Source organism: Lachnospiraceae bacterium (assembly GCA_022794035.1).
Taxonomy (GTDB): Bacteria; Bacillota; Clostridia; order Lachnospirales; family Bianqueaceae; genus CALWPV01.
In genome coordinates this window covers 138,073-154,158 of record JAAWDX010000007.1, presented here as the reverse complement: position 1 = coordinate 154,158, position 16,086 = coordinate 138,073, and the positions used below count along the sequence as shown (strand labels likewise).

Below are 16,086 nucleotides of genomic sequence, written 5' to 3'. Positions count from 1 at the left end.
TATTATGCAGCCGAGTGATACACAGGTTAAATTTCGCGAAAAACTAAAGATGCTCGTGGAAACCGCGAAGAAAAAGAAAAATGTTCTGGAGCAAAATGAGATCGTGGAAGCGTTTCAGGATATGAATCTAACGCCGGAAGGAATTGAAAAGGTATATGATTTTCTGGAAGGGCACAGTATCGATGTGATTGGATTCATTGAGGAGGCGCCGGAGGAAGAAGAGATTGATTTAACGCTTCCGGAGGGAATCCGCATTGACGATCCGGTCAGAATGTATTTAAAAGAAATCGGAAAGGTTCCGCTCTTGTCAGCTGACGAGGAGATCGAGCTGGCCAAAAGAATGGAAAATGGAGATGAGGAAGCTAAAAAACGGCTGGCAGAGGCGAATCTGCGTCTGGTGGTGAGTATTGCCAAACGCTATGTGGGCCGCGGCATGCTGTTTTTGGATCTGATTCAGGAAGGAAATCTAGGACTGATCAAGGCGGTAGAGAAATTTGACTACCGTAAGGGATATAAGTTTAGTACCTATGCGACATGGTGGATCCGTCAGGCCATCACCCGTGCGATTGCGGATCAGGCGCGTACGATCCGGATTCCGGTGCACATGGTGGAGACGATCAATAAATTGATTCGGGTTTCTCGTTCACTGCTGCAGGAGCTTGGCAGAGACCCCTCGCCGGAGGAAATCGCCGAAGAGCTGGATATGCCGGTAGCAAAGGTGCGCGAAATTCTGAAAATTGCGCAGGAGCCAGTCTCGCTGGAGACGCCGATTGGAGAAGAGGAAGACAGCCATTTGGGGGACTTCATTCCGGATACCGAGATGATGATTCCGGCCGATGCCGCCGCCTTCACGCTGCTGAAGGAACAGCTGCTGGAGGTGCTTGGCACGCTCACGGAGCGGGAGCAGAAGGTGCTGCGCCTGCGGTTCGGACTGGATGACGGTCGGGCGCGCACGCTCGAAGAGGTAGGTTCGCGGTTTGGCGTGACCAGAGAAAGGATTCGTCAAATCGAAGCAAAGGCATTAAGAAAGCTCCGTCACCCAAGCCGGAGCAAAAAATTAAAGGACTTTTTGGAGTAAATGAGTTTATCCGTTCGATTAGAGGAAATAGCCGCGTGTATGCGGCAAAGTAAGGCCATAGCGGACATCGGAACCGATCATGCCTATCTGCCGATCGAGCTCATCCAAAGAGGCATCTGTAAACGGGCATTAGCCTGCGATGTGCGCAGCGGGCCGCTGCAGCGGGCAAAGCAGCATATACAGGCAGCAGATTTACAGGGGCGCATTGAAACGCGCCTGTCGAATGGATTTGCACAGATTGAGCCAGGGGAAGTGGATGCGGCCATCATAGCCGGCATGGGCGGTTTATTGATCTGCGAAATTTTGAAGGCAGAAAATGCGCGTCCTAAGAATATATTAAAAGAGATGCAGCAGCTTATTCTGCAGCCGCAGTCCGATTGGGACGCTGTCAGATATACATTACATAGCCTTTCCTTTCAGATTGAAACGGAGCGGCTGGTGCTGGACAGGGATAAATATTACTGGATTTTTGTGTGCAGCCAAGGATGCCAGCGATTTGAAAAGCGGTGGCAGTATCGGTATGGGCAGGCACTTGCTCATAAACCGACAGTGATTTTTAAAGATTACCTGCAGCAGGAAGAAGAAAAAATGCGTAAGATTTTAGCGCGACTTCTTCAAGAGGCAGAAGCCGGCAGTGACAGCGCAGGCCGGCGGCAGCAGGAGCTGAGAATGCGGATGCAGGAAATACAAGAGGCGAGAGAGTATGAAAAGCAAAGTGAGGGATCTTGTTGAATTTATGGAGCAGTGGGCGCCGCTATCCTATGCAGAAAGCTATGATAATCCAGGCCTTTTGCTAGGGCGTCTGGATAAAAGTATTGAAACGGTTATGGTGGCCGTAGATGCCAGCGAAGCGGTCGTGCAGCAGGCTCTGCAGCAGCAGGCGGATTGTTTGATCACGCATCATCCGCTGATTTTTCATCCGATTAAAAGAGTAACAGATGAAGATAGAACAGGACGGAGGCTTTTGACACTAGCCGAGCATGGGATTGCGCTGTATAGCGCGCATACGAATCTGGACACAGCTCCTGGAGGCAATAACGATTATGCGGCGGCCCTTCTGGGGCTTGAAAAGGTCAGAGCTGTTGCAAGGCCGGGCGAGCAGGCCTGCCTGAGGCTTGGGCAGCTGCCGGCTCCGCTCTCTCTGGAGGCTTTGGGAAAGCTGGTCAAGGAGCAGTTTTTCCTTCCGTATTTGCGCCTAATCGGTGAGGCGCAGCAGGAGGTGAGCCGCGTAGCGCTCTGCACCGGCAGCGGGATGGATTTTATGTCGTTAGCGCTCGAGGAGGCAGCGGATGTACTGATTACAGGAGATATTGGCTATCATGAGGCAGAGGAGGCAAAGGCTAAAGGATTAGCCCTGATAGATGCCTCGCATTTTGGCACAGACCGCCTATCTGTCAAGTGGACGGTACAGACTTTGCAGCAATGGGCGCAGGAGACAGGACGTGCCCTTCGCATCTATGCAGCGGAGGAGCCAGCGATAGATTGGATTCGATAAGGAGGGCATATGATACAGATACAGATGGCCGGCGAGCCGGCAAGGCTATATCCTTCGGGCATTAGCTGGCAGCAGATCGCAGCAGAGCGCGAGCGCGGGCCGGCAGAGGCGCCCATCATGTGCGTAGAAAGCGGGCACCAGCTATATGAGCTCAGTGAATCCGTAAAGCGCGACTGCACAGGAAAATGGATTACATTAAGCGATATAGAAGGATACCGCATCTATGTAAGGACGCTGCTTTATCTTTTCATTACCAGTGCGCAGCAGGTCCTGGGACGCGATAAAAGAGCCGTCGTGCTACATTCGCTGGGCGGCAATCTCTATATCGAAGTGCGGCAGGCGCAGGAGACCTATCTGCTCAGTGAGCGCCAGATCGGCGCCATTTTAGCGAAGATGCGGCAGCTGGTCAGACAGAATGAGCCAATTCATAAGCAGACCTACACGATGGATGATGCAATGAATGTATTTGCCGAAAAAAACCGACAGGACAAAAAGCAGCTGCTTCATTATCGCGCCAGCTCCAATATCAATTTATATAGCCTATGCTCGGAAAAGGACTATTTTTACGGCGGCATGCTGCCGTCTGCCGGAGCGCTGCAGTGGTTCAATCTGATTCCCTATGAAGAGGGCGTGATGCTGATCACACCGCAGCGTACAGCCCCGTACAGCCTGCGCAGCTTTACGCCGCAGCCAAAGCTTTTCGGTGTCTTCCAGCAGTCCAAGCGCTGGAGCCGCATCCTGCAGGTAGAGAATGTAGGCGCGCTGAATGAATGCATTGCCTCAGGAGAGATTGAAAATCTGGTCCAAATCTCGGAAGCCCTGCATGCAAAGCAGATTGCGGAAATGGCTTCCCGCATAGCGGGCAAACAGACGGTTAAGCTTGTTTTAGTGGCCGGTCCTTCATCGTCGGGCAAAACTACGTTTGCACAGAAGCTGGGCATCCAGCTGCGGGCCGAAGGCATGCGGCCGCATCTGATTTCGATGGATAATTATTTTATTAACCGCGATGAGGTGCCGTTCGGAGAGGATGGCCTGCAGGATTTTGAGGCGCTGGAGGCTGTGGATACAGCACTTTTCAATGTGCATATGCAGCAGCTGCTGGAGGGGCGGTCAGTGGAGCTGCCAGTATATAATTTTAAAACAGGCAAGCGGGAATTTCGAGGCGATATCTTAAAGCTGGGAGATGCCGATGTACTGATTGTGGAGGGAATACACTGCCTGAACGAGGAGGTCAGCAAGGAGATTCCTAAGGCGCAGAAGTTTAAGATTTATATTAGTGCGATTACCATGCTCAATATTGATGATCATAATCGTATCCCGACAACAGACGGGCGGCTGCTGCGAAGAATGGTCAGGGATTATCAGCACCGGGCTACATCGGCAGCGGATACGATCCGCAGATGGCCATCGGTGAGAAATGGAGAAGAAAGAAATATTTTTCCGTTTCAGGAGGCAGCAGATGAGATTTTTAATTCGGCGCATATCTATGAGCTGGCCGTGCTCAAAACCTATGCGGAGCCGCTTTTGTTTAAAATTCAGAAAGAGGAGCCTGAGTACAAAGAGGCAAGGCGCCTGATTAAGTTTTTGGATTATTTTCTGAGCGTGAGCTCTGAGGTAGTGCCGGAGATGTCCATCATCCGAGAATTTATTGGCGGCGGAATTTACCGGCAGTAGGAGCAAAAGAGCAGAGAAACTATGGAATGGAGAAGTTTATGGAAATACAGCTAAAGCAGACGCTAGAGGAAGAGAAGGCATTCCTGCAGGATGTGCAGGCGATGATCCAGAAGCAGATGGAGGAGCGCTTAAAGGATTTAGGCACCTTAAAACAGGAAATCGTGGATTACCGCAAGTTTTTGTTTGAGGAAATTCCGCGGAAAAAACAGTATCAGTTCAATCAGGAGGATCCGGTGAAGGAGGCACATTATACGGCCACCTATCAGCGCGTCCAGCAGCTGAGCCGCATGTATTATCAGCCATATTTTGGCCTCATTGATTATGTGGATCATATGGCTGATGATGAAGAATACAGCTACTATATCGGCAAGTCCGGTCTTTCTGAAGAGGGCGAACCCATCATTTTGGACTGGCGTACGCCGGCTGCATCGCTTTTCTATCAGCAGAGGCTGGGAGAGATGGTCTATCGGGCGCCTGCCGGAGACCGTCAGGTCGATTTGAAGCGCCGCAGGCAGTATATTATCAAGAATGCGGTGCTTAAAGGCATGTTTGATTCGGAGATCGATATCAAAGACGACATTCTGCAGATGGTTTTATCCGGCAGCAGCGGCAGCCGTTTAAAAGAGGTCATTGCCACCATTCAAAAGGAGCAGGATGATATCATCCGGGAGCCGCTTGAAAATAATGTGCTGCTTAATGGGGTGGCTGGATGCGGTAAAACAACCATTGTGCTGCACCGCATCGCGTATCTGCTTTATAATTACCGTGAACGTTTAAACAACAATATTTTAATTATCGGTCCTAATCAGCTTTTTATGGATTATATCTCGGATGTGCTTCCTGATCTGGGAGAGGCAGAGGGAAGCTTCCAGTATACCGTCAAGGAGCTGGCGCTTCGGCTGCTGCGTCCGCAGAGAGAGGTGCTGAAAACAAGGGATTATTATGAACGGATGCTGACGGGCAAAGACAAGCGGTTTATGCAGGAGGCCCAGTACAAATCCTCGATGGCCTTTAAGGCCCAGCTGGATAAGGCCTTTAAGGAACTGGAAGAGCAGCAGCAGGCCGCTGAGGATCTGATATTCCAGAATCAGACGCTGATGTCGGCCGAGGAGCGCAATCAGCTCTTTTTCAAAACGCAGCAGCGGCTGCCTTATATCCGCCGCTGTGAAAAGATTAAGCGTATGATCAGAAGCCGGCTGAGAGATCTTAGAAACGATACCATCAGAAGGCTTAAGGCAGCGTACCGTTACAAAATTCAGGAGGCCAAAAAGAAGGCCGATTATTACCTGGTAAATGATCTGGAGATCGAACAGGTAGATGCGATCCATCAGTATTTGCGGGAAGTGTATCAGTTCACCAAAGGGCTGCGCAGTCTGTATGTGCTGCCGGAGCAGGAGGCGTGGTATGCACAGGCCGTGCAAAAGCCGGAGGATGCGCCCTGGACAGAGGATGATCTGGTCGGCTTGCTTTATGTCAAGACAAAGCTGGAAGGAAAGGGAGCCTACCCCATTCGGCATTTAGTCATCGATGAAGCCCAGGATATATCAGCATTTGGATTTTATGTTCTCAAGCAGCTGACCGGCGCCGAGAGCTATACAATTGTAGGGGATACCCGGCAGAAGATTAAAGGCAGTGCCCACAACAGTATGATGGATCAATGGGAGAAAGCGCTCAGCCCCGCAGAGCGGCAAAAGCTTCATGTGTATGAGCTGGATTTAAGCTATCGCAGTACGAAGGAAATCATCGAATATGCCCGGAGACTTCTTAAAAGAGAGAATGCGATGAGAGCAGTCGAAAGAAGCGGAGAACCGGTGCGTCATCTGATATTTCAGACGCCAGAGCAGCTGACAGAGCAGATCGTGCAGGAGGTCAAGAGGCAGCAGGCAGCAGGCATGGAGCGCTGCGCCATCTTGTGCCAGACCATTGCGGAGGCGCGCATCATCGACTCACTGTTAAAGGATAAACTAGAGGCTCAGCTTGTGAGTACAGAAAAGGATTCCACGGAAGCATCGCTTTTGATCATGCCGGTCTATTTTGCAAAGGGCTTAGAATTTGATGGTGTGGTCGCGGTCGAGGCCTCCAAGCCGAAAGAGGATGGTCTGCTCTCCTATATTTTGTGCAGCAGAGCGCTGCACTGCCTCGCGCATATTACAGCAGAGGATAAGGATTCTGAAAAATGAAAAATAGAATCATGCGTATCGGGCTAGCGATCGCCGCCCTCATTTTAGCTCTTGGGATGCTCTTTTGTATTCTGCGGCCTGCCTATGTGAAGGAAGCGGTGCAAATCCTGTTGAAAAACGAGCTTGTCATCGAACCGGAAGGAAGCGGTGACATGTCTGAGGATCCTGTGCCAGAAGAGGAAAGCGCAGAGGAGTCAAGTGTGGGGGAGTAATCTATGCTGGTAATCTTAGGTCTTTTGTTTTTATATATCGATGTGTGGATGGGCGGAGTTGATTTTTTCCCGGATCTTTTTGGATATATTCTTTTGTTTATTGCTGTTTTTAGAGGATGGCAGTATCAAAAGATCTACTCTTCCCGAATTTTGCTGCTGAGCATCGCGGTAGCGGCAGTGGCCGTCATCACGGGAGCGGAAAGAACATCTTATCTGATTTCGATTGTGCTTACTCTTTTAACGGCTATCGGACAATTTTTGCTTGTACGTAGCCTATATCAGGCGCATAAAAGGCTAACTGGCAGCAAGGAGAAAAGTGAGCAGGATCAGCTGATGGAAACGGCGCTGATTCTGATCCTGATATGCGAGATATGCAGTCCTATTTTAAGTTTGGTGCCGGTACTCCCTTATATATTGCTGGGGCTTGAGTCTTTAGTCGGAATCCTCATCATAGTTAAGATGCACAGACTTCTTCATTTTACTAAATCACTGCATTCATAATAAATAGATAGGCCCCTGATCAGAAAAAATGGTCGGGGCCTTTTTGTATGCAGATTCATATAAAAGGGAATGAGAGGTCTTTAAAAGCACATATAATGAAAATAAAAAAGAGGTAGATGTATCATGATACGATTTTCAGAACTATCCTGCAAGGATGTAATCAATGTGCGGGATGGTAGCCGTCTTGGTCATATTCAGGATTTGGAGATCAATGCCTGCAGCGGAGAAATCTGTGCTGTGATGGTGCCGGAGCCCGGAAAGCTTTTTGGCTTTTTCGGAACGCAAAGCGAGTACTGGATTGAATGGAAACAAATTTGCAAGATCGGAGAGGATATCATTTTGGTCGATGTTGACCCGTCCAGATGCCTGCGGGAATGTCATGATTAAGTTGAAATATACAGAGTTAAAGCAATTTTAAGAATTATATTCAAAAATTTTACACTTTAGAGCAGTGCAATTAAGCAGGGAATATGCTACAATGCTTTTAGCAAAGTATGCTTCGAATAGGAGGATTTCGATGAAAAAAAAGGTATGGCTTATGATAGGAGGCGCTGCTCTGGGGGCCCTGATTATTGCAATCAGCTTTTTCTGGATGCGCGGCTCCGGAGAGGCTGCATCGCAGGATGCAGTATTTGTCACACAGATATCAGAACTAATGGGGCTTAACCAAGCGCAGCAGGGTCTTCAGAATCGGTATGCCGGCGTGGTTGAACCGCAGAAAACATTGGAGATTCGTCTAGAGGACGGCAGAACAGTGGCAGAGCTTTTTGTCAAGGAAGGCGATGAGGTCAAAGAAGGCGATGCTCTTTTTCGCTATGATACAGAGGAACTCAGTATGTCGCTGGAGCAGCAAAAGCTAGAGCTGGAAAGGCTGGACAACAGCTTGGAGAGCCAGCGTCAAAAAATTGCAGAGCTGGAACGGGAAAAGGCAAACGCTCCCAGTGATCAGCAGCTGCAATATACGATGCAGATCCAGGAGAGCAATGCCAATCTGAAGCAATCAGAATATGAACGCAAAGTCAAATCCATGGAGATTGAAAAAACACAAAAGAGCATTGAGCAGGCCATTGTTACGACAACGATGGCAGGTGTTGTGCGTTCTATCGAAGAAAATGGCACAACAGATGAGTATGGAAATCCGAAAAGCTTCATGACCATTCTGGCGACGGGGGAATATCGCGTAAAAGGCCTGATTAATGAACAAAATATCTATATGATTCAAGAAGGGCAGGCCGTCACGGTTCGTTCCAGAGTGAGAGAGGATTTGGTATGGAGCGGATCCATTACAGAAATTGATACAGAAAATGCAAGTCAGGGAAATCAGAATAATTACTATGGCGGTATGGGCGGGGATACCTCTTTGCAGTCGTCTAAATATCCCTTTTATATTGTGCTGGATTCCTATGAAGGCTTGATGCTGGGGCAGCATGTTTATATTGAAGTAGGAGAATCAGTGCCGGTTCATACGGAAGGCATTTGGATTTATGAGGGCTACCTTATGCAGGAAGAAGACGGCAGCTATACGGTATGGACAGAAGACGGAGGCAAGATTCAAAAGCAGGCGGTTACGCTGGGACAATATGATGAAAGCATGGGCCAGTATGAAATCCTTGAGGGTCTGACACAGGAGAGCTATATCGCATGGCCGGATGATACGGTCAAGGAAGGTGCGCCAGTAGCGATAAGCTGATTGCATCGGAAGGGAGATTGAAGATGGTAAAGTTGGAAGGAATTACCAAAACATATCAGCAGGGAAAATTGCCGGTTCCGGTGCTTCAAGCGATCGATTTGGAGGTGGGCGAAGGAGAATATGTCGCCATCATGGGACCTTCCGGATCAGGAAAAACAACCTTGATGAATTTGATCGGATGTCTGGACCTGCCTACGACAGGCCGGTATGAGCTGGACGGGCGGGATATACAGAGCCGAAAAGAAAAGGAGCTGGCTGAAATTCGTAATCAATTGATTGGATTCGTTTTTCAGCAGTTTAATCTTCTGCCGAAAGAGACAGCATTATCCAATGTGCAGCTGCCGCTGGTTTATGCCGGCGTCCCCAGAAAGGAAAGAGAGCCGATGGCTAAGGAGGCGCTGGAGCGCGTAGGTCTTGGCGAGCGTCTTAACTTCAGGCCTAATCAGCTTTCCGGAGGACAGCAGCAGAGAGTAGCGATTGCCAGAGCTTTGGTGAATCATCCTAAGGTTCTCTTAGCGGATGAGCCTACCGGTGCACTGGATACAAAAGCCGGTATTCAGGTTATGAAGCTTTTTGAAGAACTAAATAGAGAAGGCGTTACAATTATTATGATTACACATGAGCCGGAAATTGCAGAATGTGCGAAGCGCATTATTGTACTGCGCGATGGAAAGATCATGGAAGAACGAACAGGCCGGGGCTATGTACAGGAGGAAGACTATGAGTAGAAAAAAAATCATTACCATTTGTCTGTCCGCTTTGCTCTGCGTGAGCATAGTAGCCGGAGGAATCGGGCTGGCAGTTTCCCGCGGAAGCGCTAAAGTAGCCAAGGTGCTGCCGGTGAGTATGCTCAGCGGAGGCGGGATGGACGATTCGCTTATGACCAGCGGGTATATTCAGACAGCCAAGACACAGGAAATCTATCTGGATGCCACAACACCGGTTAAGCAGGTGTATGTGGAAGAGGGGGCTGAAGTTCAGATTGGAGATCCTATTTTGACCTATGACAGCACTTTAAAGGAATTAGAGCTGGAAAGACAAAAAATCAGCATCGACTCAGCAGAGCTGTATCAGCAGATGCTGGCGCAGGAAATTGAAAAACTGAAAAATACCCCTGCCTCATCGGTTTCTTCTTCTATGACAGGCATAGGCGATCAGCAGGAATCCGGTGATCATTCAGATTCTTCTGCCCCAGATGAGTCTTCAAAGCCGGAGCCGGATGTACCGCAGCCGCCGCAGGAGCCTGCGGGCAGCGGTACAAAAGAGGATCCACTGCGCTATGAGATCAAGGATGAGAAACGAGAAATTACGGCGGAGGAATGGGAAACTTTAAAAGGAAAGTTCGTTCGTTTTTCCATACAGGAAGAGGGAAAAGAGGCCTATGCGCTCATTGCGGATTTAACGGCTGCAGAATCACTCCCGGCAGGCAGTACCTTCTCTTTGCAGGTAGAGCGAAGAGTCATTCGGGATACGGTTACCATTTTAACAGTTTTGCAGCAGGAATGGCCGGCTTCCTATGAGCTTCATTATCCGTTAAATGGAACGATGAGCACACAGGATCTTCATTTTAATGGGATTACGCATCCAGAAGTGGATGCAGCGCTGACGGCAAATGAAGATGGCGTGGTGATGATTTCTTTAACACAGGGCGGCATTTATCTGCTCACAGCGGATAAGGCGCCGGTAATTCCAGAGCCCGAACCAGAGCCAGAGCCTGAACCCGAACCGGAGCCTGAACCGGACCCGATTCCGGATCCTGTGCCCGGCGGCTATACAAGAGAAGAACTCGATCGGATGATCTCCGAGAAAGAGCTCGAGTACACCGAAAAAGGAATTGATTTAAAGCTGGCTAAGATTGCTTATCAAAAGGCAGAGCGGCAGTTAGCGGATGCTACAGTAAAAAGCACAGTAAACGGCGTTGTAAAATCAGTGGGCGACCCGGAAAATCTAATGGGAAGTCCGTATATTGTCGTCACGGCTGATGAAGGATTTTATGTGACGGGGACCATGGGAGAGCTGCAGCTTGAAAAGGTACAGGCAGGTCAGGCCATTGTGATCAATTCCTGGATGACAGGCATGAGCTATACAGGACAGATCACAGAAATTTCGGATTATCCGGAAACGGACGGATATTACAGCTATTCGGAAGGAAACCCCAATGTCTCTTTCTATCGCTTCACTGCTTTTATTGATGAAACAGAGGGGCTAAGCAATGGTGAAGGCGTGAGCATCAGTATTCAGGGAGAATCAGAGAGCGGAGAAACAGAGTCGGCGCTTTTTATCCCTAATATGTATGTGCGGACCGAACAGGGCGAAAGCTATGTGATGAAGCAGGGCGAAGATGGAAAGCTGATCAAACAGCCCGTTATAAAAGGAAGAAGCCTGTACGGCTATTATACAGAAATCAAAGAAGGACTCAGCATGGAGGATTACATTGCTTTTCCGTATGGCAATCTGGCAAAAGAGGGACTGAGCACAGAGATTGCCCAAGAAAATTATTATTAAAGGAAGGAGCCACATACTATGATAGAAAATATCCGATTATCCTTCCAGGGGATTTGGTCGCATAAAATGAGATCCTTCCTGACGATGCTGGGAATTATCATTGGCATTGCTTCTATTATTGCGATTGTATCGACCATAACAGGTACCAATGAGCAGATTAAGCAAAACCTGATTGGCTCGGGTACGAACACGGTCAAAGTCAAGCTTTATAGAGGCAGCTATGAGCTGGATCCTACCTATGAAACGATTCCATCGGAGATTCCTGTGATCACAGAGGACGTCAGAGGGCAGATTGTAGATTTAGATGAAGTGCAAAATGCAAGTCTGTACCATACCCGCTCGGAATATAATGCTGTTTATCATATGGATATTGCGCTGAGCGGAGGCAATGTGCTGGGAATTGATACAAATTATATGGACGTCTTTGGATATCGTCTGGAAAAAGGCCGGGGTTTTGAACAAAAGGATTATACAGAGGGCCGCAAGGTGGCTATATTGGATCAGGCCGCAGCGGAGGCACTGTTTCAGGATGAGGATCCCATTGGAAAAACGATTGAGATTCGCCAAGAGCCCTTTACGGTGATTGGCGTTGTGAATTTGTCGAAATCGTTTCAGCCAGTGATTCAGACCGAAGAGGAATATTATATGTATATGGGGCAGGGAAACGCAGGCAATGTGATGGTGCCGGATTCTATGTGGCCTGTTCTATATCAGTATGATGAGCCGCAGACAGTTGCGGTTAAAGCAGCTTCAACCGATGATATGACGCAGGCAGGCAAAAAAACAGCGGAAATCCTCAATGCTAATGCCGGACTTTCTGCCGTAGAAGCAGCGGCAGCGGACGAGGTGATGACTGAGGAGGAGCAGGGCGCCGGGTATACAGAGGGAAACAATCTGCTATATAAGAATGAGGATCTGCTCGAGCAGGCCAAACAGCTGCAGGAGCTGAGCAATTCTACGAATCAGCTTTTGATCTGGATTGCCAGTATTTCTCTTTTGGTAGGCGGCATTGGCGTTATGAACATTATGCTGGTATCCGTCACAGAACGAACACGGGAGATCGGGCTGAAGAAAGCCTTGGGAGCACAGAAGAGTAAAATTCTGGGTCAATTTTTGACAGAGGCAGCGGTGCTCACCAGCATTGGAGGCGTTCTGGGAATTTTTACCGGCCTCATTTTAGCGAAGGTGATCGCGGTTATGACGGAAACGATGACGGCGATCAGTATTCCTTCTATTGTGATCTCGGTTTTATTTTCTGTGATTATCGGCATTGTATTTGGATTGATCCCGTCTGTAAAGGCTTCTAATCTGAATCCGATTGAGGCGCTGCGGTATGAGTAGGATACAATGTATCGTGAGCGATATGGATGGTACACTTTTGCCGAGCGGTCAGTATGCTTTAGAAGAAAACGTTCTGCATACGGCCGCTCAGGCCATTCAAAAGGGCCTCTTGATGGTTGTTGCATCAGGAAGGCCCTATATGAGTTTAAAGGGGCTCTGGGGCCCCTTGCAGGAGCAAATGATTTTTATCTGTGCCAATGGCACGCTCATGCTGCAAAATGAAAGGGTTCTATATCAAAATCCGTTAGAAAGAAAAACGGCACTGGCGATTGCGCAGGACATTGAGCAGCAGGCAGACTGTGAGTTTTTAATTACATCGGCTCAGTATTGCTATATAAAGCCGAAAACAGAAAGATATCGGCATCGTATGGAAGAGCTAGTGCGTTATCCCGTTCAAATTGTGCGTGATCTACAAGAGATCCCGGAAGCTTGTTTGCAGGTTTCTGCTTTTAGGGAAGGGGGAATCGACAAAGTCAGTGCGGACTTGGCAGAGCGGTGGGATCAAAAGGTTCAGGCAGTGGTCTCGGGCAGGTCTTGGATGGACTTTACGGCTTTAGGCGTTAGCAAGGGCAGTGCGCTGCGAGAGCTCATGAAGCAAAAGGGATTTTCTAAAGAAGAGGTAGCAGCCTTTGGAGATAGTTATAATGATATCTCTATGTTTCAGGAAGCAGGTCTGGCATTTGCCATGCAGTGGTCTCCGGCGCCGGTAAAGCAGCAGGCAAGCCGAGTTACTGCCGATCCAGTTCAAGAAATCAATCAGATGCTGAAGGAAAGCAAGGAAGAAGTTTTTTAAATATATTTTAAAAAGTGCTGGACATTTAAGAAAGATTCCTATATACTATACTAGTATACTAAATTGAGGTGCTAGAATAGGAGGATAAAATGGCGGAAGCACAGGCAGAAGAAAAAAAAGTTAAGATGATTAAAACAGCGCTGGATGAAGTAGAATTTGGAGATGACAGCGCTGAAGGTTTTGGTAAAAACGAAAAGGTTTCCAATACACTTCCCCCTGAGGTTACATCGGGGATGCTATATAAAGATATTGTCAGAATTGCATGGCCGTCTTTTGTGGAGCTTATGCTCACGCAACTGGCGTCTATGGTGGATCTGATGATGGTAGGATCGCTGGGAGCGTGGGCATTAACAGCCGTAGGGCTGACAACACAGCCTAAATTCCTGCTTATGACCATGTTTACGGCTATGAACGTAGGTGCAACCGCTATGGTGGCGCGGTATCGGGGAGCCGGCGAACAGGCGAAGGCCAATATGATCTTAAGACAGGCGATTTTGCTGACATTTGTATTTTCCACGCTGGCCTCTGTACTTGGCTACATATTTGCAAGACCGATGGTCATCTTTATGGGCGCTAAGGATGAGCTGGCGTTAGAGGGAGCCGTGACATATCTGCGGATTCAGATGATCGGATTTGTTTTCATGGCGCTGACAACTACAGTGACAGCCTCGCTAAGAGGCGTGGGCGATTCAAGAACCGCTATGATATACAATATGACGGCTAATATTGTCAATGTAATTTTTAATTACCTCTTGATATATGGACATTTTGGATTCCCGGAAATGGGAGTTGCAGGCGCCTCTTTGGCGACAATTATCGGACAGTTTGTTGCTTTTACGTATGCCTTTTTCTATATTATGAGAGGAAAGCGGTATTTGCATCTGAATGTCAGAGAAGGCTTTAAGCCAAACTGGCAGGAGCTTAAGAAAATTTTCCAGATTGGCTTCCCGGCTATGATTGAGCAGCTGGTGATGCGTGCCGGTATGATTATCTATACTAAAACAGTTGCTTCTCTGGGAACCATTGCTTATGCAACTCATCAGGTATGTATGAATATTCAGGCGCTTTCCTTTATGAGCGGTCAGGCCTTTGCTGTTTCTGCGACTTCCTTAGTAGGACAAAGCTTAGGGAAAAAGCGGCCGGACATGGCACAGGCATATTGTAAGCGAACACGAAGAATTGGATTTATCATTGCATTGGGCATTGCCTGTGTATTCTTCTTCTTCGGCGGCAATATTGTGGCCATGTACAATAATGAAGCTGAGATTGTCAATATGGGAGCTAAGATCTTAATGGTTATGGCCTTTATTCAGCCGTTCCAGTCCTCTCAGTTTATCATTGCCGGCGGATTGCGAGGTGCCGGTGACACCAAGGCAACTGCAATCGTGACCTTTATTACGGTATTATTGGTGCGTCCTGGATTTGCAATTTTTGCCATTCATGGCTTGGGAATGGGATTGGAAGGCGCATGGATTGCGATGGCGCTGGATCAGATCTTGAGAACTACCTTGATTTTTGCACGGTTCCGATCCGGAAAATGGAAACAGATCAAATCATTAAATAAAAAAGCAGCTTAATCTAAATAGATGACGACTGCGTCATAGGACTCCGCTAAGGCGGTGCCTTCTTCCTCCGGTAATAAGAATAAAGCGGTGGAAAGAAGGTCAGCCATAGCGGAGTCTTCGTGTATTACCGTGACGGAGTGATGATAGACGGAAGGAAAAAGGGTATCCGGATCAATGATGTGATGATATTTTATTCCCTCTACTTCATAGAACCGCTGATAATCACCGCTGGTGACAGCGCATTGATTCTGAAGCTGTTTTGTACAGGCATAGGTGCCCTCTTCGCCAGAGGGGTCCTGCAGGCCAATGGTAAATTGATCGCGGCCGGAAGGGGCTCCGTATGCACATAGGTTGCCGCCCAGATCCAGTAAAAAATTTTCAACGCCAAGTTGCTTTAAAAACGCGACGGCCAGACGCCCGGCATACCCCTTAGCTAAAGCGCCTACATCAAGAGAGGCTAGAGGATCTGAGATATAGACCGTGCTTTCATCAGCGTCTAGTTGTAGCGAGGTTATCTGAGTATGCTGCTTGGCGTTGGTTAGGGATGACAGATCGGGAACGGTATTTTGTTCGCGTCCCAGATGCCAAAGCGCTGTGACGGCGCCAAGCATCACATTAACCCGCTGCTGTGAGACCGTGTAGGCATCCTGACAAAAATACAGAAAAGCCATCAGCTGATCAGAGACCGTGAGCTTTTTTTCGCCTGCGGCGTGATTGATACTGTAAAGATTGGTGATATGGTCATAGGGATGGTAGATGTCGGTTTCCTGATGAAACTGCAGCAGAAAGGCATGCAGTTTTTCGGAAACGGTCTCAAATTCAGCAGTGCTGAGTCCGTAAGCAGTAAAACGGCAATAGGTATCAAATAAGTCATAGTAGACAGAGGTTTGGGCCTGCGGCTTTTGGCAGGCGGTTAACAGCAGTATACCGATTAAGAAAAGGGAGCATAGTTTTTTCATAGAAAGATCCTTGTTGTATTTGAAATTTGAATGACAAGATGGACAAGAAAAGCGCATATAGCTTAAACAGCAGAATAAAAAATGAGGAATGAC

At 48.2% G+C, this 16,086-nt stretch carries 14 protein-coding genes and 1 pseudogene; 13 read left to right on the top strand and 2 right to left on the bottom strand.

Going from position 1 to position 16,086, the window contains the following annotated elements:
* Window positions 1–4 precede the first annotated feature (4 nt).
* The 10 genes from rpoD (at window position 5) to HFE64_06960 (ending at window position 9,558) form a co-directional block, all read left to right on the top strand.
* Window positions 5–1,078, top strand: coding sequence for an RNA polymerase sigma factor RpoD (gene rpoD, locus HFE64_07005; protein ID MCI8633210.1), 1,074 nt, complete (start codon window positions 5–7; stop codon window positions 1,076–1,078).
* 39 nt (window positions 1,079–1,117) lie between these two features.
* Window positions 1,118–1,810 (top strand): SAM-dependent methyltransferase, encoded by a 693-nt coding sequence (locus HFE64_07000; protein MCI8633209.1) that lies wholly within the window; start codon window positions 1,118–1,120, stop codon window positions 1,808–1,810.
* Window positions 1,782–2,573, top strand: a complete 792-nt coding sequence (locus tag HFE64_06995; protein ID MCI8633208.1) for a Nif3-like dinuclear metal center hexameric protein — start codon at window positions 1,782–1,784, stop codon at window positions 2,571–2,573. The genes HFE64_07000 and HFE64_06995 overlap by 29 nt, the downstream gene beginning before the upstream one ends.
* Window positions 2,574–2,582: 9 nt before the next feature.
* Window positions 2,583–4,247: a nucleoside kinase gene (locus HFE64_06990; protein ID MCI8633207.1), complete on the top strand. Its 1,665-nt coding sequence runs from the start codon at window positions 2,583–2,585 to the stop codon at window positions 4,245–4,247.
* A 38-nt stretch (window positions 4,248–4,285) separates the two neighbouring features.
* Complete coding sequence (locus HFE64_06985) at window positions 4,286–6,427, top strand: AAA family ATPase (protein MCI8633206.1); 2,142 nt, start codon at window positions 4,286–4,288, stop codon at window positions 6,425–6,427.
* Window positions 6,424–6,639, top strand: a complete 216-nt coding sequence (locus HFE64_06980) for a hypothetical protein (GenBank protein MCI8633205.1) — start codon at window positions 6,424–6,426, stop codon at window positions 6,637–6,639. Before HFE64_06985 ends, HFE64_06980 begins: the two co-directional genes overlap by 4 nt.
* A gap of 3 nt (window positions 6,640–6,642) precedes the next feature.
* Window positions 6,643–7,140 carry a hypothetical protein gene (locus tag HFE64_06975; GenBank protein MCI8633204.1) on the top strand — a complete coding sequence of 166 codons (498 nt, stop codon included), beginning with the start codon at window positions 6,643–6,645 and terminating at the stop codon, window positions 7,138–7,140.
* A 126-nt stretch (window positions 7,141–7,266) separates the two neighbouring features.
* Window positions 7,267–7,527, top strand: a complete 261-nt coding sequence (locus tag HFE64_06970) for a YlmC/YmxH family sporulation protein (GenBank protein MCI8633203.1) — start codon at window positions 7,267–7,269, stop codon at window positions 7,525–7,527.
* A gap of 130 nt (window positions 7,528–7,657) precedes the next feature.
* Window positions 7,658–8,830 (top strand): efflux RND transporter periplasmic adaptor subunit, encoded by a 1,173-nt coding sequence (locus HFE64_06965; GenBank protein ID MCI8633202.1) that lies wholly within the window; start codon window positions 7,658–7,660, stop codon window positions 8,828–8,830.
* A gap of 23 nt (window positions 8,831–8,853) precedes the next feature.
* Window positions 8,854–9,558, top strand: coding sequence for an ABC transporter ATP-binding protein (locus tag HFE64_06960; protein MCI8633201.1), 705 nt, complete (start codon window positions 8,854–8,856; stop codon window positions 9,556–9,558).
* A 960-nt stretch (window positions 9,559–10,518) separates the two neighbouring features.
* Here HFE64_06960 and HFE64_06955 read toward each other — a convergent pair.
* Window positions 10,519–10,593, bottom strand: a pseudogene (locus tag HFE64_06955) (endoglucanase).
* Window positions 10,594–11,353: 760 nt separating this feature from the next.
* Between HFE64_06955 and HFE64_06950 the strand changes: the two are divergent.
* The 3 genes from HFE64_06950 to HFE64_06940 all read left to right on the top strand — a co-directional run bounded on the left by HFE64_06950 (window position 11,354) and on the right by HFE64_06940 (window position 15,046).
* Window positions 11,354–12,676 carry an FtsX-like permease family protein gene (locus tag HFE64_06950; GenBank protein MCI8633200.1) on the top strand — a complete coding sequence of 441 codons (1,323 nt, stop codon included), beginning with the start codon at window positions 11,354–11,356 and terminating at the stop codon, window positions 12,674–12,676.
* Window positions 12,669–13,469, top strand: a complete 801-nt coding sequence (locus tag HFE64_06945; GenBank protein ID MCI8633199.1) for an HAD family hydrolase — start codon at window positions 12,669–12,671, stop codon at window positions 13,467–13,469. Before HFE64_06950 ends, HFE64_06945 begins: the two co-directional genes overlap by 8 nt.
* Window positions 13,470–13,594: 125 nt before the next feature.
* Complete coding sequence (locus HFE64_06940; GenBank protein ID MCI8633198.1) at window positions 13,595–15,046, top strand: MATE family efflux transporter; 1,452 nt, start codon at window positions 13,595–13,597, stop codon at window positions 15,044–15,046.
* Here the strand turns inward: HFE64_06940 and HFE64_06935 are convergent.
* Window positions 15,043–15,993 carry an FAD:protein FMN transferase gene (locus tag HFE64_06935; GenBank protein MCI8633197.1) on the bottom strand — a complete coding sequence of 317 codons (951 nt, stop codon included), beginning with the start codon at window positions 15,991–15,993 and terminating at the stop codon, window positions 15,043–15,045. The two genes, HFE64_06940 and HFE64_06935, sit on opposite strands and share 4 nt — an antisense overlap.
* Window positions 15,994–16,086 lie beyond the last annotated feature (93 nt).

Bases quoted from the DNA above. Each gene is read 5' to 3' on its own strand.
- rpoD (MCI8633210.1), top strand. From the start codon at position 5: ATGCAGCCGAGTGATACACAGGTTAAATTTCGCGAAAAACTAAAGATG.
- HFE64_07000 (MCI8633209.1), top strand. From the start codon at position 1,118: ATGCGGCAAAGTAAGGCCATAGCGGACATCGGAACCGATCATGCCTAT.
- HFE64_06995 (MCI8633208.1), top strand. From the start codon at position 1,782: ATGAAAAGCAAAGTGAGGGATCTTGTTGAATTTATGGAGCAGTGGGCG.
- HFE64_06990 (MCI8633207.1), top strand. From the start codon at position 2,583: ATGATACAGATACAGATGGCCGGCGAGCCGGCAAGGCTATATCCTTCG.
- HFE64_06985 (MCI8633206.1), top strand. From the start codon at position 4,286: ATGGAAATACAGCTAAAGCAGACGCTAGAGGAAGAGAAGGCATTCCTG.
- HFE64_06980 (MCI8633205.1), top strand. From the start codon at position 6,424: ATGAAAAATAGAATCATGCGTATCGGGCTAGCGATCGCCGCCCTCATT.
- HFE64_06975 (MCI8633204.1), top strand. From the start codon at position 6,643: ATGCTGGTAATCTTAGGTCTTTTGTTTTTATATATCGATGTGTGGATG.
- HFE64_06965 (MCI8633202.1), top strand. From the start codon at position 7,658: ATGAAAAAAAAGGTATGGCTTATGATAGGAGGCGCTGCTCTGGGGGCC.
- HFE64_06960 (MCI8633201.1), top strand. From the start codon at position 8,854: ATGGTAAAGTTGGAAGGAATTACCAAAACATATCAGCAGGGAAAATTG.
- HFE64_06950 (MCI8633200.1), top strand. From the start codon at position 11,354: ATGATAGAAAATATCCGATTATCCTTCCAGGGGATTTGGTCGCATAAA.
- HFE64_06945 (MCI8633199.1), top strand. From the start codon at position 12,669: ATGAGTAGGATACAATGTATCGTGAGCGATATGGATGGTACACTTTTG.
- HFE64_06940 (MCI8633198.1), top strand. From the start codon at position 13,595: ATGATTAAAACAGCGCTGGATGAAGTAGAATTTGGAGATGACAGCGCT.
- HFE64_06935 (MCI8633197.1), bottom strand. From the start codon at position 15,993: ATGAAAAAACTATGCTCCCTTTTCTTAATCGGTATACTGCTGTTAACC.